Origin of the sequence: Streptomyces sp. NPDC048275 (assembly GCF_040652275.1) — a bacterium.
Taxonomy (GTDB): Bacteria; Actinomycetota; Actinomycetes; order Streptomycetales; family Streptomycetaceae; genus Streptomyces.
Map to the genome: position 1 here is coordinate 31,241 of NZ_JBEZLR010000064.1, position 14,847 is coordinate 46,087.

General features: G+C 68.1%; 16 protein-coding genes and 3 pseudogenes. 6 read left to right on the plus strand and 13 right to left on the minus strand.

The annotated features are described in order from the left end of the window. Nucleotides 1-135 precede the first annotated feature (135 nt). Nucleotides 136-525: pseudogene (locus tag AB0D57_RS30810) on the minus strand (hypothetical protein); the annotation flags it as partial. Between AB0D57_RS30810 and AB0D57_RS30815 the strand changes: the two are divergent. Next, nucleotides 524-679: pseudogene (locus AB0D57_RS30815) on the plus strand (helix-turn-helix domain-containing protein); the annotation flags it as partial. The pseudogenes AB0D57_RS30810 and AB0D57_RS30815 overlap by 2 nt on opposite strands. Before the next feature lie 27 nt (nucleotides 680-706). On the opposite strand, the gene AB0D57_RS30820 reads toward AB0D57_RS30815, so the two are convergent. Next, nucleotides 707-874, minus strand: coding sequence for a hypothetical protein (locus AB0D57_RS30820; RefSeq protein WP_362080221.1), 168 nt, complete (start codon nucleotides 872-874; stop codon nucleotides 707-709). Nucleotides 875-976: 102 nt separating this feature from the next. Further along, nucleotides 977-1,579: a TetR/AcrR family transcriptional regulator gene (locus tag AB0D57_RS30825; RefSeq protein ID WP_362080224.1), complete on the minus strand. Its 603-nt coding sequence runs from the start codon at nucleotides 1,577-1,579 to the stop codon at nucleotides 977-979. A 112-nt stretch (nucleotides 1,580-1,691) separates the two neighbouring features. Here AB0D57_RS30825 and AB0D57_RS30830 point away from each other — a divergent pair, with 112 nt between their 5' ends. Continuing rightward, nucleotides 1,692-2,618, plus strand: a complete 927-nt coding sequence (locus AB0D57_RS30830) for a beta-ketoacyl-ACP synthase III (protein WP_362080227.1) — start codon at nucleotides 1,692-1,694, stop codon at nucleotides 2,616-2,618. A gap of 227 nt (nucleotides 2,619-2,845) precedes the next feature. On the opposite strand, the pseudogene AB0D57_RS30835 reads toward AB0D57_RS30830, so the two are convergent. The 4 genes and pseudogenes from AB0D57_RS30835 to AB0D57_RS30850 all read right to left on the minus strand — a co-directional run. Continuing rightward, nucleotides 2,846-2,995 (minus strand): annotated as a pseudogene (locus AB0D57_RS30835) (hypothetical protein); the annotation flags it as partial. Continuing rightward, a complete protein-coding gene (locus AB0D57_RS30840) occupies nucleotides 2,922-3,443 on the minus strand; it encodes a transposase family protein (RefSeq protein WP_362080230.1) in 522 nt (173 codons plus the stop codon). The gene AB0D57_RS30840 and the pseudogene AB0D57_RS30835, both read right to left, overlap by 74 nt. Nucleotides 3,444-3,632: 189 nt before the next feature. Next, entirely contained in the window at nucleotides 3,633-3,773 is a 141-nt protein-coding gene (locus AB0D57_RS30845) for a hypothetical protein (protein ID WP_362080233.1), read from the minus strand. Between the two features lie 375 nt (nucleotides 3,774-4,148). After that, a complete protein-coding gene (locus tag AB0D57_RS30850; RefSeq protein ID WP_362080236.1) occupies nucleotides 4,149-4,739 on the minus strand; it encodes a flavodoxin family protein in 591 nt (196 codons plus the stop codon). Nucleotides 4,740-4,920: 181 nt separating this feature from the next. Here AB0D57_RS30850 and AB0D57_RS30855 point away from each other — a divergent pair, with 181 nt between their 5' ends. Continuing rightward, nucleotides 4,921-5,874: an AraC family transcriptional regulator gene (locus AB0D57_RS30855; RefSeq protein ID WP_362080239.1), complete on the plus strand. Its 954-nt coding sequence runs from the start codon at nucleotides 4,921-4,923 to the stop codon at nucleotides 5,872-5,874. Nucleotides 5,875-6,070: 196 nt separating this feature from the next. Here AB0D57_RS30855 and AB0D57_RS30860 read toward each other — a convergent pair whose 3' ends face one another. The 6 genes from AB0D57_RS30860 to AB0D57_RS30885 form a co-directional block, all read right to left on the minus strand. Beyond that, on the minus strand, nucleotides 6,071-6,625 hold the full coding sequence (locus AB0D57_RS30860; protein ID WP_362080243.1) for a hypothetical protein: 555 nt from the start codon (nucleotides 6,623-6,625) through the stop codon (nucleotides 6,071-6,073). A 327-nt stretch (nucleotides 6,626-6,952) separates the two neighbouring features. Continuing rightward, entirely contained in the window at nucleotides 6,953-7,285 is a 333-nt protein-coding gene (locus AB0D57_RS30865; protein ID WP_362080247.1) for a hypothetical protein, read from the minus strand. Then, nucleotides 7,285-8,796: a CHAT domain-containing protein gene (locus tag AB0D57_RS30870; protein WP_362080250.1), complete on the minus strand. Its 1,512-nt coding sequence runs from the start codon at nucleotides 8,794-8,796 to the stop codon at nucleotides 7,285-7,287. The genes AB0D57_RS30865 and AB0D57_RS30870 overlap by 1 nt, the downstream gene beginning before the upstream one ends. A 41-nt stretch (nucleotides 8,797-8,837) precedes the next feature. After that, nucleotides 8,838-9,911 carry a hypothetical protein gene (locus AB0D57_RS30875; RefSeq protein WP_362080253.1) on the minus strand — a complete coding sequence of 358 codons (1,074 nt, stop codon included), beginning with the start codon at nucleotides 9,909-9,911 and terminating at the stop codon, nucleotides 8,838-8,840. A gap of 222 nt (nucleotides 9,912-10,133) precedes the next feature. Continuing rightward, complete coding sequence (locus AB0D57_RS30880; RefSeq protein WP_362080256.1) at nucleotides 10,134-10,508, minus strand: hypothetical protein; 375 nt, start codon at nucleotides 10,506-10,508, stop codon at nucleotides 10,134-10,136. A 300-nt stretch (nucleotides 10,509-10,808) separates the two neighbouring features. Then, the gene (locus AB0D57_RS30885) at nucleotides 10,809-12,107 is read right to left on the minus strand and encodes a DUF4241 domain-containing protein (protein ID WP_362080259.1); all 1,299 of its coding nucleotides are present in this window, start codon (nucleotides 12,105-12,107) and stop codon (nucleotides 10,809-10,811) included. Nucleotides 12,108-12,348: 241 nt separating this feature from the next. Between AB0D57_RS30885 and AB0D57_RS30890 the strand changes: the two genes are divergently transcribed. From AB0D57_RS30890 to AB0D57_RS30900, 3 genes are all read left to right on the plus strand, one after another. Continuing rightward, complete coding sequence (locus AB0D57_RS30890; protein ID WP_362080262.1) at nucleotides 12,349-13,242, plus strand: aminoglycoside phosphotransferase family protein; 894 nt, start codon at nucleotides 12,349-12,351, stop codon at nucleotides 13,240-13,242. A gap of 148 nt (nucleotides 13,243-13,390) precedes the next feature. Continuing rightward, on the plus strand, nucleotides 13,391-13,981 hold the full coding sequence (locus AB0D57_RS30895; RefSeq protein WP_362080265.1) for a hypothetical protein: 591 nt from the start codon (nucleotides 13,391-13,393) through the stop codon (nucleotides 13,979-13,981). 247 nt (nucleotides 13,982-14,228) lie between these two features. After that, complete coding sequence (locus tag AB0D57_RS30900; protein ID WP_362080268.1) at nucleotides 14,229-14,741, plus strand: hypothetical protein; 513 nt, start codon at nucleotides 14,229-14,231, stop codon at nucleotides 14,739-14,741. Nucleotides 14,742-14,847: the final 106 nt, after the last annotated feature.

The window sequence follows — 14,847 nt, forward strand, 5'->3', positions numbered from 1 at the left end:
GCGGCGATCCCGGCGGCGGCCCCCACCGCCACTCCCGAGGCCTTCAGCATGCTTCGGCGGCTGATCTGTCGAGCCGTGTGCCTACCCCGGAGACGAACCGGCACGCCCCGCGATAACAGAAACCCGCGAAGGCGCTCAGGCGCCGGTCGTCGACCCCGGCCGCACGATCATCAGAACCGTCACGGCGGCCCACAGCAGATTGAACACCCCGGTGAGCATGGCCAGTTGGACGGTGGCCTGCCGCGTGGCACCACCCGTGCCGCCCTCCACCAGCGCACTCTGCCGGGGCAGCACCAGCGCGATGAGCACGAGGGCTGCGAGCGCGGTGAGTGCGATCGACGTGATCAGCCAGGCACTGCCGAGCACGTGCATGTTGCCGGCCGTGGCGAACCCGGACGCGGGGACGACGACGCCCACGACGGCGTACACCTTGCAGATCCGGTGCAGCAACTGAAGGGTCTCGGCGGCCCGGACGTCGTCCGGCGCCTCGATAACGCGGCGGGCTGCGGGCGGGAACATTCTCGCCCAGCACCTCCTGGAGACCACCGGCCACCCCGTCGAGCGCATCGCCGCCCAGGCCGGCTTCGGCTCGCCGACGGCGTTCCGGGAGCGGTTCCGCAGGGTCGTCGGGACGAGCCCGCAGGCGTACCGGCGGGCATTCCGCAGTTCAGTCGGTTAGGGGGTGTCTTCCGGCTTGGCTGCATTGTCAGTAGTCGACGTCCAGGTAGTCGATGTCGGTGAGCCCGACCAGCAGACCGTGTGCGCTGCATCCGCGATCCTTGAAGCAGATCTCCTGGAGGCCTTCGGCCACGATGTCCATGAGCTGTTGCTCGGGTAGCCCCAGCGGTGTGTGCGTCGAAGAGGCGCGTGGCATAGGCGGGAGGCAGTCCCTGGGTAATGGGGCGCACCCGTGGATCGCGCCGGTGGCCAAAGACCTTTACGCCCAGCGACTGAGGCGTAGGCACGTGACGTTTCGTCAGTGGGCTTCCAGAAGCCGTTGCACTGCACAGCGGGCGCGTCCAGATGCTTGCTTGTCGCGATGGAGCTGCAGGGAGTGGTTGAGAGCCAGCATGATCCCGACCAGCTCATACACCAGTTGGTCGGGGTCGGTCTCCGGCGGCAGGTCGCCAACGTTGATGGCGCGACGGATGTGGATACTCAGGTTGCGGCGCCAGAGTGAGTCCAGGCCGGCGAGGGCATCGCGCACCGGTCCGCCGCGGCCGTCGAACTCCGCCGCCGCTGCGGTGAAGAAGCAGCCGCCGGGCAGCAGCTGCCGCTCCAGATACGACACCCACGCCTCACACAGCGCGCGCAGATGCGCCAGTCCCGGCAGTACGCCCCGGGCTCGCTGCGGCACCTCGCGGGCGAACATCTCCGCCGCGGCGTCGACGACGGCGAGTTGCAGGCTCTCCTTCGTGCCGAAGTGGCCGAGCACGCCGGCTTTACTCATCCCCAGCCCGGTTGCCAGTCGGCCGATAGTCAGCCCCTCCAGGCCGTCCACGGACGCGAGAGTCAGACCACGGTCGACGATGCGCTGACGGGTGCGGCCGGCCTCAAGGACGGAGTTGCGAGGACTCATGACATGGCATGGTAGCCGCTCACCACCTCTTTAGCTTCCGACCGATCGGTTGCTATATTCCGGCGGGACACCCCGCCCGTCCCGCCGCGCAGCCCAACCGAGGGAGATCGTCATGCCCGGAACTCGTATCGCCGCCCTTGGGCACTATCAGCCGTCCCGTGTGCTGACCAATGCGGACCTCGCCTGGATCCGCCAGCGCACCGGGATCGCCACCCGCAGGATCGCGGACGAGGACGAGTCCGTCACCGACATGGCCGCAGCCGCCGCGGCGAAGGCCCTGGCCGCATCCGGCCTTGCACCAGCGGAGATCGGCCTGGTCACCGTCGCGACCTGCACCGCCATCGACCGCTGCCCCTCCATCGCCGCCCAGGTCGCCGCTCGCCTGGGAATCCCGGCCGCAGTCTGCTTCGATCTGAACAATGGCTGCGCCGGCTTTACCACCGCCCTGGCCTGCGCGGATCACTCACTCAAGGCGGGAGCGGCCCGGCACGCGCTCGTCATCGGCGCCGAGAAGATGTCCGACGTCACCGACTGGAGCGACCGCAGCACCTGCGTCCTCCTTGGCGACGGCGCAGGCGCCGCCCTGATCAGTGCGACGGAGACGGACCACGAGGGCATAGGCCCCGTCGTCTGGGGCTCCGACCCGACCCGCGGGGACGCGGTGCGACTGCAGCACGCCTGGCAGCCGAAGTTCGCGCAGGAGGGCCAGACGGTCTTCCGCTGGGCCACTACCGAGCTGCCTGCCATCGCCGAGAACGCCTGCCACCGGGCCGGCATCGCCACCACCGACCTCGCCGCAGTAGTCACCCACCAGGCCAATCTGCGGATCATCGAGGCACTGACCCGACGCCTCGACCTGAGGGATGACGTCGTCATTGCCCGGGACGTCGTCGACTCCGGCAACACATCCGCCGCCTCCGTCCCGATCGCGCTGTCCAAGCTCGTCGAACGCGGCGAAGCACCCTCCGGCGCCCCGATGCTGCTTTTCACCTTCGGCGGCGGCCTCTCCTGGGCCGGCCAGGTCGTCACCTGCCCTTGAAAGGCCGGCCGATGCTCTACTCCCTCGCCGGTCACCGCGTGCATCACCTCGAACAGCCGCTTCGCGTGTCGGCGGGCGGGAGTATCGGCCTCGTCGGACAGTCCCGCCGGGCTCGTCGTCGGCGGCGCCGCTGCGGGCTCGGGGACCGCAGCGGACAAGCATTCTCGGTGGGCGGCGGCAACATCGCCGACACGCTTTGACAGCCCCTGCCACAGATGAAAGCGGTCGCTGACCTGTACCGCGTCCGGGGCGCCTTCAGCGATGCCCTGGCGGTAGACCAGCGAGCCGTCCCGGCAGACAACCTCAACACCGGGGTGCGTGCGCAGCCAGGCAGCCAACTGCTCGGCGTTGCTCGATAGGCAGCCAGGTGTCGACATCCACCAGCAGGGTGCCGTAGATGTCTGCGTAGGGCGCGAAGTCGTCCACGCCCAGCACCCGCGGGGTCGCTGCCGGCGAAAGCGGCAAGCGCATCAAGTGGAACAGCACGCTGGTCCGCGACAGCGGCACCCTCAGGATCTGCAGCAGCCGGGCACCGCCCCGGCCAGCGAGAAGCACCCTGGCCATCTCCACCAGGTGCTGCAACAGCGGGCTGCGGCGCTGATAGCGCACTGTCAGCCCCTGGACCTGCTCGGCAAACGTCCGACGAGCACAGCCCCGACTGTCACAGAACAACCGCCGCACCGACAGCCCGATCACCACCGGGCGGCCGCCCACAGCGACATCGGCCAGCGTGCGGCAATAGCGGCTGTGCACCCGCGCAGAGCCGCGACCGCAGTCCAGACACGCCACCGTCAACTCGTGAGTGCAGGCCGCGATACGGACCACGCCCCCCCCGTCACCAACACTCGTTCCACCCGCACCGCATCCAGGTGCGGAGACACGATCCGTACGAGGTCATCACACTCGCCGACAGTGCCGCCACCCGTGACGGAGCGTCACCGGCGCACGGTGGCACATCCCCGCTTCACGGAAATCTTGCCAGGGCCACTCACACGAGTACGGGGACACAGGTCGTCACACGAAGTCGGCGTCGGCGAAGACGCCCACCGAACGGACGTAGGCGAAGTTCCCTTCGGCGACGACGTCCAGTACGGCGGAGTACTTGACGACGTCCAGCACGGCGGAGTACTTGAGGGACTGGCTGGCCTTCGCCAACTCCCCAGTGCGGCTGCCAGTCCGCTGATGCCGTCGGCGAAGCGGGGGTTGTGCCGGATGCAGGACTCGCCCGCCAGGTAGTGGTCCAGGTCGGAGAAGTCGTTGTCGACCAGGATCGTGCACACTGTCTCTTCCGCCACCCTGCCCGTGGCGTCCGTGTCGGTCGCCGTGTCGATGACGGCGACGCCGTCACCAGGTCGATCCCGATGCCGCTGGGTGCGTATGCGTCGCGCAGCCCACCACGCACACGAAACTCGACGGGGTCTCCTCCTGTGGAGACCCCGTCGGCTCGCATGGTCGGCAGCCCAGCCAAGGATCTGCCGCGTGCCCCCGGCGCCGTACGGGAACCCCCTGGCCGGAGCGAAGGGCCCGCGATCAGGCGGCGCGTGCGGTGCGGCCGGCCACCCACGTGGCGGCGGCATCCGCGACACGACCCCCCAGCGCCTCGGCGGTGGCGATGTCGCTGGCCGTCACCCCTTCGACCCCCTGATCCGAGTTGGACTGAGCGGCGGCACCCAGGAAGAAGCCCAGCCGGTTGAGATCGTTCTCGCTCCCCTGGGACGAGTTCCAGCCACCCTGCAGGCCGAGCGCGATCCAGTGCATGCCGTGCTGCGCCGCCAGCGTCGCGAAGTACTGGAGGGTCGACTGCTTGTCGCCCGCCTTGGAAGCCGAGTTGGTGAATCCGGCCGCCAGCTTGTCCTTCCAAGCCTGCCCGAACCAACGCTTGGAGCTGGCCTCCGCGAAACCGTGGAAAGCGGTGGCAGCGGTTCCCATATAGGTGGGGGAACCAAAGATGATCGCATCCGAGGCGTCCAGCTGACTCCACTGGGCGTCGGTGATCTCACCGACGGCGATCAGGTTCACGACGGCGCCGGCCTCCTTGGCGCCACGCTGGACAGCCTCGGCGATGACGGCGGTGTGGCCGTAGCCGGAGTGATAGGCGATGGACACGACGGGCGAAGTCACAACTACCTCCTACGCTTGAAAATGAAAGCTTCGAGATTCAACCTATTGGCGTCCTCGGAGACGAACGAGGTAGGAGGCGGACTGCTCATGGTAAAAATCCGACACCTGGGGTGATGGGTAGGTGACGGCTCCTCTTGGTTACGCTGGCATCAGCCAGATTTCTTGCGTGACGTGACGACTGGTGACGGTGAGAAAACGACAGAGTAAACCGCGCGAGATCGCGGACATCGGCTTTGCTCCCGCGGTCGGCACACCGGCCGGCGTCGAAATCATGTCCCTGGCGAAACTGCGGGAGCGGGCCGCCGTCCGCATGGGCAGGGCAGGGCTACGGGCGCCACAGCGGCCGACGTTCCACCACCTGATCGCCCTCACCAGCGGCTCCTTGTGGCACACGGTGGACTTCACCGGCTACGCCCTCGAGCCGGGCTCCTGGCTGTGGATCCGGCCCGGTCAGGTGCAGCAATGGGGTGATCTCCACGAGGCCGAGGGCACCCTGGTCCTCTTCGAGGGCGACTTCCTGGATCCGGCCACCGTGGCCGCGGCGCGGATGGACGACCCGTACGCCCGCGTGCTCCATGTTCCCGGCCCCGAGGACCGTCACGCACTGGAGATGGCCTTGAACCATCTTGCGCTGGAGTTCCAGGCGCTGCGTGGCATCTCCCTGGAATCGCATGTGGTGGTGCTGCGTCACCTGCTGGCGGTCCTCGTGCTGCGCCTTTCGCAGCGCACCGCGCCCGCTGGCAGTCCGGCCCCGGACCCCGGGGAGACATTCCTCCACTTCCGTGACGCGGTCGAACGCGACTTCACCCGCACACGCCGCCTGGAGGACTACGCCCAGGCTCTGGGCTACTCGCCCCGCACCCTCTCCCGGGCCACCCTGGCCGGAGCCGGAGTGGGGGCGAAGGAATTCATCGACCGGCGGGTGATCCTGGAAGCCAAACGCCTTCTTGCGCACGGCGACCAGCCGGCCTCCCGTGTCGCGGCTCAACTGGGCTTCACCAGCGCCACCAACTTCAGCAAGTTCTTCCACCAGCGCACCGACCAGTCTCCCCTTGCCTTCCGCGCGACCGTCCGCGGCCGCTCCTCGGAGGAAGGCGGGAGCGAACCGCCCGGCGCCAGGCGACCTGGCCGGTGAGGGCCGCTCCCACAAGCGGCGCCAAGAGACAGAGAGCCACAGAGGTCGCCCGCTTCGCCCATCAGGACCTCGAACGTTTCCTGCCACCGGGCGGGATCTATGCTGTGACCTGCAACCACCGACTGATCTTCTGTCTTCACACACTGATGATCACCGGTGGCCACGCCCGTTTCCGGACCGGCCCCGACCAGCAAGATCAGGATCGCCCGGTGGAGTGCCGCCCGATCCAGCCGGTGGCGGCCACCACTTCACGCGCGATGTCCACGACAGGCCGCCCGTCGGTCGCCACCCGCACCGTGTCCGCGGGTGCCCGCTCATCCAGGAGCCGCGCCTTGCGGGCGCTGCCCTTCAGCTCCTGCTCCAGCTCCGAGCCGAGTTCCCGGCCTGCCAGACGCTCGCCGGTGGTGACATCGGAGGCAGTGAGCAGCACCCGTACGATCCGCACGCCCGCCCCCATGGCGCGCTCGAACATGCCCGTCGCCTCGGGCAGCACACTCACGGTGTTCGTATAGACCAGGCGGCGGTAGCCGAGCCGGGCGAAATTCGCCCAGACGGCCGTCAGATTGCTCTCAGTGATCTCCGAGCGGTGAGGATCTCCCTCCGGGGCCGGATGCACCTGGCCCATGAAGTCACCCTCGACGATCGCGTGCGAGACCGCCGCGGCGCGCAGTCGCGCCGAAACCTCCCACCCCACCGTCGTCTTGCCGACACCGGCACGCCCACCGATGAGCAGTACTTCCGGATGATCCATGGGAGGCAGCGTGCCAGCCCCCGACCGCGTCACGCGATCCGATTTCGCTCCGTGCCCATGGCCGCAGCCCCGCCCCACCGGCAAGATCATGATCTACAACTGGAGTACTAGGAACATCGAGCTGGAGTGTGCTTAGGGGCTGCCCCGGTACAGCGCCATTGACGCTCGCCGTGGTGCTGGCGTTCTTCCGGGCCTGCCGGGCGTGGGCCGCCACCACACATTTCCGGAACCGAGCCCGCCGCTCCACCGGCGGGTGGCGCGGCGGCCCGACAACGCTGGCATACTCGAGCTCTGGTCGCGACTGGGCCCGCTACGGTGCCTGGCGGATCACTCTGTGGTCTCGGGCGGCGGATCGATTGCTGCCCGCAGTTCCTCCTCGGATGCGTCCTGCAGCTCAATCGACTCCCCCGCCAGATTCCGCAGGACGATGGTGACCGAGCGCGGAGGCACCGGGGGCCTCGGCGGCCAGAGTGTCGCCTTGATGGCGAGCAGCACCGCGACAATGCTGGCCGCGTTACCCGACAGCTCCAGCACCTGAGCGCCGATGCTCCGTACGCCCGGCGCCGGGGTTACCTGGACGCCAGGCAGCTCGGTAGTGAAAAGATCGGCGATCTCCTCATCCGCCCCGTAGATGTGCGCTTCGACGAGGGTGGGTGGCATCACAGGGTCTCCTCAACTGGAGCGCCGATGTAGCAGAACAATCCTTGGTGAAACACGGTGCGTTCCGGCATCAACGGCAGTGCTCGCCTCGCTGCGAAGAATGCCGCCCCAGGCAGCATGCCGTCGTTGATGGCCGAATACATAGTGGACAGCAGGGTGAAGCAGAGATCGTTGGAGGCGCTCCAACGGCTGCCGATAACAGCCGAGGCGCCAGCCCGAAGGAACGCACCAGGCAACCCGGCGAACCCGAAGCTCACCGGTGGCCTCGATGCGGCCGACGAGCAGGCGAACAAGCTCACCATCGGGGCTCCCCGCACGTGAATCCCGTAGAGGTCCTCGCTGCTCAACTGGTACCGCTGGTCGCCCGGCTCTACCTCCAACCTGCCCTGGTCATCAAAGTGCCGGACATCCAAGGCCTTTTTGCTGAGCAGCAGGACGGATCTGCTCGGCTGGAAGATGTCGAACCGGCCATGGCAGGCAAAATGCACTACAGCGTAGTCTTTCGATAGCTCGGTGAGGATCTCCCGTTTGGCGCAATCGGCAGTGTGCATGACGGTCACGTCCAGCCCGGTAAACTCGCGCATTCGCGCGACGTCCCGCTCCGTGTTCAGATCAGCTCCGTCGTATGCAATGAACAACACCCGCGGCCTCTCCCTGCGCTGCCAGGCCCGGTGGGGCAGCCCGCTCGCCGCCGAGGGCAGGAAGCACACGTCGTACCGGTCACCCAGCACCTGCCCTGGTGCCGCCGGGTCCGGCCACGGCAGCGCTTCGAAGGGGAAGTGATTGAGCCCGCCGTCGTCGCAGATCCCAAGAGAGCGCAAACGCCGCCCTCCTAGCAGGATCTGCAAGGGCTCCAGCAAAAACGGTGCCACCTGGGCAAAGGCCGCAGACATGCGCGCTCGCGCGGCAGCTGTCTCAACCACCCCCGAATCCCATGACTTCAGGTAGTTCAATGCATCGGTGGATGTGGTGCCCCTGAACGTCGCGAACGCATCAGTGATCTCGTCAGTTTCGACCTCACGCCGCACCCCGCTGGTGGTTACCGTGCCGTCCTCGCCAAGTGCTCGCAGCAGCAGCACCATCGTGGTGCCGTGACTCAGAATCTGCAGCAGGCCAGTCCCGGCCCCGCCATCGTGAAGCGCCCGGTCCGGCTCCGGCTCCGGCTCCCCAGCGCTGACCGGATCGGCGCCGACCTCACCGAGCACTCGTGCAATCAGCGACGTCAGGATGCCTGCCCCTTCGAACTCGGCGTCCTGGTGACGCACCATGGGCGGCGGGTTGCCCAGCAGGTCGTGGCCTGGCAGTTCCTCCAGCGCGCGCCACGCGTCGTCGTACCGTCCAGTGCAGGCGTACGCCACGGCCAGTGCTTGAGCAGCCTGCCGGTGCTGAATGGATAGCCGAATGGCGCGGAAATGCACTCGGTTCGTCGCGATCTCCCCCAGCGTCGGCTCCAGAACAGCGATCGCGGCATCCCAACGCTGCGCGGACAGGTGCGCCTGGGCCCTGTCCATTTGGGCCCAGAAGAGCGAAGTGACCTGTCGTTGACTCGGCATCAGACGCCATCCGTGCCGCACGATCGAGCCAGCTGCGCTTTGACCCGCTTCTGGCTCGCGACGATTGACTCTCGGATAGCGACGGGCAAGCCTGGCCTCGCGAGCGCCTCGTCGTAGTGCTGCGAAGCCTCAACCAGCGTCTCCTGGCTCGAGCCCGTGGCGCAGATGTCTCCCATCAGATGCCAGACCCTCGCCGGCGCGTCCGCCGCGTCCGAGTCGTCGATCCCCCGACCGCGCAGAACGATGGACCGTTCCGCCGCGCTGAGCCCGATGACGCGCAGCAGTTCGCCCTCCTCAGTTGCGGCAAGGACAAGCGGTTGCTTGATCGCGAGGAGGCTGTAGGCCGCGCGCGCGACGTTGAGAGTAATCCGCGCTTCCGCCAACGGCTTCCCCCGGACCATCGCAGCCGCATCCAAGTAGAGCCGCAGCGCAGTCCATCCGGCCGTGATGTCCGTCGTCAACTTGTAGCTTTCCCGAAGCGCCGTCGCTTCGAAGTTCATCAGGGCCACTCGGTCCGGATCAGTCCCCGCAACGGCGCGCAAGCGGGCGGCAAACAGCGCCGTCGGAATGAGGTGACGCTCGGCTTCGGGCAGGTCGAGGATCAGCTCCAGCTCCGCCGCAAGCCAACCCAGATCCGCGGCAGCGTCGGCATTCCACCGGTGGATAGCTTTGGAAGCTCCATACAAAGGAGGGGCGCTGAAGAACACGTCCGGGATGCGACGGCCGGACTTAGCCGACCAGAACATGCTCTTGCGGGAGAGGCATCGCGGGCAACGCCCGGGCCGATCCCACGGGTTGGCGAAGTTCGCGTACTCCGCACTGCAGTCCCTGCATAGGAACACCACCCTCGGGCGCAGCCTCATCGGGTCGAGCACATTGCGTGGAGCACACGGGCAGGCAAACCCTGCGGGCGGGTCGCCACGCAGGCTGGGGTTGACCCGCCAATGCCGCCCGCAAGCCGGGCAGGAGTAGTAGAGCTGCGCATCCGGCGCGAGGTTGGTGAGCACCTCAGGTTGGTAGTAGGAGTCCGGAAGGCGGCTGGAGTACCACTCAGACTCGGCGTCGACGACCACCGGAAGAAGCCCAACGCTGAACGCCGCCTCGCCCCAAGGCCTGCGGCCGCCCATCAGCGCCCTGCCGGGTGAGCCAGCCGAAAGAGCCCGGCGCAATGGAGCGATTCAGTGCACATCTTCTCGTCCTGCCGTTGGTCGCATCACTACTTTTGGTGTTATATCGCTTACATGCTGTGGAGTGCAGGTGAATCCGTGTTCTGCCCGACGACCCTGGCGGAGTCGTCAGCGAGCTGCCGCCCTCAGTAAGGACTTGACCGCTCCCCGCCCCACCACCGGACCCCAAGGCGTGGGAGTCATTCGAGTTGACTCCCAGAGCCCTTTTCGGCCATGCGCCGGTGCCTTGCGGGCTTCCAGGGCGACCGCGTCCGCGGTGAAGGCGCCGGCCCGCAGGGCCGTGGCCAGGCCGGCGACGAGGTGCTCGTGGTTCATGTGGCGGCCCAGCAGCAGGACCTCGATCAGCGCCTTGGTGCCGTCCTTGTCGCCGTCGTCCACCCTGGCCGCGTCCCACCAGTCGTCATGCACGGGCGTGAACTTCCCGGCGGAGCGGGCCTGTTCGAGGGCGGTGGCTCCGGGGAAGGCACCGGGCTTGCGGATCACGAACACCTCCGACGGGCCCCGCCCCGCCTCCTGGCGGATCTCACCGCGACACGACGCGTGGAGATATAGCCACGGACCCTCTGATACGAGATCCCCGTGGCGGCGTACTCGTCCAGCAGCCGGTCGAAGACCCGCTTGGCGGTGTGCCGCTGCTTCGTCGGAGCGTCCAGATCCTGCGCAGCATCTCGTCGATGAGCGGCTTGTAAGGATCCAGCCTGGTCGGACGTGGGGGGGCAGCTTCTTGCGCGGCTCGGGCCAGATCAGGTCCAGTGCTTTGCGGACCGTCTGCCAGGTCACCCGTCAGGCACCGGCGGTGGCTCCGTCTTCTGGGAGCAGCTCGGGCATCCCCTCCACCAGCACTGCGACCCCGACCACTTCGCCGGCCTCGGAACGGCCGACCCAGACGGGATAGGTGCCGTCCCCTGTCGTCGCGAAGGCCGCCAGCTCGCCGCCGGAGGCCTGGTCCCGGGTACGCAGCAGGTACATGGAGTCGCTGATGTCCTCGTAGACGTCCGGGTCCAGGTCGAGGTCTCCCTGGATCAGCCCTTTCTCGAAGAGCGCGAGGAGGGGTTCCCAGGCTCCGGCATCGGCGAAGCAGCCGGTGGCGCCGTCGGTGTCGAAACCGGAGATCTGGTTCTCGATGAACAGCCGGAGGTCGTCGTCGGGCCTGAGCGCCATCTCCCAGGACACGGCGGGGGCCTCGCTGACGAGCAGGCGGACGGCCATGGTGTCGGTGCGCGTGACCTCGCTCCTCTCCCACTCGCAGTGGTAGGTGTGTCTGGCCTGCGCCTCCTCCAGTACGTACTCCCCGGGCGGGACGGGGACCGTGATGTGCGGCCCGTCTCCGTGGTCGATGTCCGGGCCGGAGACGGCGAGCAGCCCGCTGGGGACGCGCAGGGTGCCGATGCGGCGTGGCTCCACGACCGTCATCTCGGGGTGGTATCCGTCGGTCACGCGCACCCCGGGCCGGAACAGCTCACCGATCGGTCCGGGCTGTGCGGGGCGGGGCGGACGCCAGCAGGTGGCGGGCGCGAGGCCGCTACCGTCCTCGGCTGCCGCGGCCACCTCGGTGATCTCGATGACCGGCGGCTCTGTCAGCCCGTGGAACTGGGCCGAGTACAGCGGCCACTCGCCGAACACAGGCCGGTCCGTCCAGCGGTCGTTGTCGCGGACCCTGGGCACGGTGACGCGGGCGCCTCCGCGCTTGCCCTGGGGCTCCTCCGTCCGCCGGCCCCTCCCGTCCGGGAAGAGCTCCACGGTGATGCGCGGGCACGCCTCGTCGAATTCCGCCATCTCCGGGCCGGTGTAGTGCCAGCGGACGGCGTACCGGCGCAGCAGCCGCATCGGGTCGTCCAGCAACCGCATGTCCAGGTCGTAGGTACGGCGGCCCTGCGCGTCGTAGACCCACAGCCCGACATGGTGATCCCGCCAGGAGACCAGCCGGACCTCCAGCGGAGCCTCCCGGCCCGCCGCCCGGTACACCACCACGTACGGAAGCCCGGCGGCATCCCGCTCACGGGCCTTCTCCACGGATATCGGCCGCCAGGGGACGCGCGTCTCCAGGTCCCACGCCTGGGCGTACCCCACCTCGACCACCATTGCCGCTCCCCGCTCGCGTACGTACCGAGCTGCAACATAGCCGCCGCCTGTGACACCGGCCTACCGGGCCGGGCGCGGGCCACCCCCGCCCAGACGGTCTTCCCCAAGGCAGACCGTACGGCCGCGGCTGGCCGGCTCACGCTTGCGGCCTGCGAGGCATCAGGCCAGCACCGGCAAGGTTGAGCGGCTAGATCTTCCGGAGAGCGAGGGCCGCTCCGCCTGCCCCAGTACTGTGCTTCGCATGACCAACTCCGAGATCCAGATCACCGCAGACCTGGTCCACGGCCTGCTGCAGGAGCAGCATCCGGACCTTGCAGGGCTGGCCATCCACGAGGTAACGGGCGGATGGGACAACCAACAGTGGCGCCTTGGGGACGAGTTGGCCGTGCGCATGCCGCGTACAGAACGTGCCCCGGAGCTCCAACGCAAGGAGTGCCGATGGCTGCCCGTCCTGGCTCCGCGCCTGCCACTCCCGGTCCCGAACCCTGTGCGGACCGGTGAACCGTCCGCGCGCTTCCCGAAGCCCTGGACCATCATGACGTGGGTTCCCGGCGAGCCACTGGACTACACCTCGATCAGCCGCGGCGACCACGCGGCCGACACTCTGGCGGGCTTCCTCAGGGCGCTCCATGTAGAGGCGCCCGCCGAGGCGCCGACCAGTTCGGACCGCGGCGCTCACCCCAAGAAGTGCACGGACGGCTTCGACCACTTCTTTCAAGCCGTTGTCCCCGGCGGCATTGCCGACGAGGTCCGGGCCGTCTGGGACGATGCCGTTGCGGCCCCCGAGTGGGAGGGCCCGCCGGTATGGGTGCACGGTGACCTTCATCCCGCGAATGTCGTCGTCTCGGACGGCACACTGTCGGGTGTGATCGACTTCGGTGACATGTTCGCCGGCGATCCGGCGTGGGACCTCGCGGCCGCATGGGTGGTCCTTCCCGCAGGCGCCGCCTCACGGTTCTTCGCCGTGTACGCGCATGCGGACGAGGCGACGATCCGGCGCGCCCGCGGGCTGGCTGCTCTGAAAAGCCTGTTCCTCATGCTGATGGGCCAGAACGGAGACCGGGGTCTTCCTGGCGGCAAGCCGACATGGGGACCCGCAGGCCGGGCAACGCTCGATCGTGTTCTTCAGAGCTGATACTCATCCCCACCCTGGCCGTGATCCTGCTCGTATCTGCGGTCAAGGTCACCCGCCACGACTGAACTGCTCCGTCGCTGGCGAGCAATTACGAATACTTTCGGTGATCCCGCCACGGCGCATGCGCCGTGGCTGCTCCTCTGGATGCATGGCTTCTCCGACCAGGACGGTGGTCCGGTCCGACTCATGCGGACTGGACATGCTGATCGTGGAACATGCGGGTGACGAGGCGGAACAGGGCCGTCTGGCGCTGTCCGAGGGCCGGCAGCGGCGGTGGATGACGTCGTGGCAGGTCGGCGGTGGGTCAGTGGCCTGGCCGGTGAGCGAGATCGGCTCGGTGCCTGTCGGCTCGTCGTCTCCGGTTCGCGGGTTCACCTGGCGGGCGAGGCAGGGGCACGGGCCGGGGCTGCAGTTCATGGTGTCGACCGGCCGCCACCACGGCTTCGAGTCACTGGAGGAGCAACGCCTCCTGCTCGCGCTGGACTTCGTCCGGGTCGTTGACGGGCTGGTCCAGCCGTTCGAGCTGGACTTCGAGCACGAGGGGGTACGCACACGACACACCCCGGACTTCCTGGCGGTGATGCCCGGCGGGGGCGGGTGGTTGTTCGACGTCCGGCCGGAGCGGCTGATCGGACCGCTCGACGCCCCTCGCGGCCCGACAAGTGGCCGAGGCCTGCGGGGCGCCTCCGCCGCGCGACACCTCGGCATCGTGCCAGGAACCCTGCGACCGCCCTGCTGATGCGCACGTGGCAGAAGGGACCGGGCAACGCCGAGACGTACCAGGCAGCACTCCGGAAAGTAGCCGAAATCGCCATCCGCGATGGCCAGTTGGCCGAACGAGCCAGGTAGCGCGCTCGGTCACACGCCCTGTGACCGAGCATTTCAGTCGGCCTGAGCAGCTTGGTTGGCGCTTTGGTCGCCGGCCCTTGCCGGGGCAAGGGCGGCTACACGGCTATCAGCCGACCTGACGAGGGGGGATGGTGAGGATGCACGGTGAGCGGCAGCACTGGGAGTTGCTGCCCGCACTCGGTGTGGGACCGCTGCGGTTCGGGATGAGTCCGGCCGTGGTCGCGGATGCTCTCCAGGGCTGCGGGCCGCTCAAGCGGGTGGGTGGTCCGTATGCGCAGGAAGACTTCGCCGGTGGAGTGAAGGTTTTCTACGACGAGGGCAAACTGGCATGCGTGGCCTTGGATGCCGTCACCGGCCCGCAGGTCTTCCTGGCGGGCTTTGCGCTGGCAGGCCGTGATCCCGAGCAGGCGCACCAGTACCTGCTCGATCACGCTGCCGAGCACGGCAACTGCCTGGCGTACACCCCCGACCACTCCCTCGCCCTGACCGATCTCGGGCTCCTTCTGCGGGTCCAGCAGATCGCAGACGCGCTTCTGTCACGCCCCCTCTTCATGATCGAGCAGTGGTTGGAGTCCGAGTACTACTGTGCCCGCGGCCACCTGCCGCTGGAAGGAGCCCCGGTTAGGCACGGATGGAGCGAACCCTTGTAGGGCTCGTGCACGGCTCTGCTTGCGCCGGCCGTGCCACCGCTTCCCGTTCACCACATCTGGCAGACAGTGCCTGCTGAGCACGCTTGTTGGTCGGTGAGCGTCTGAC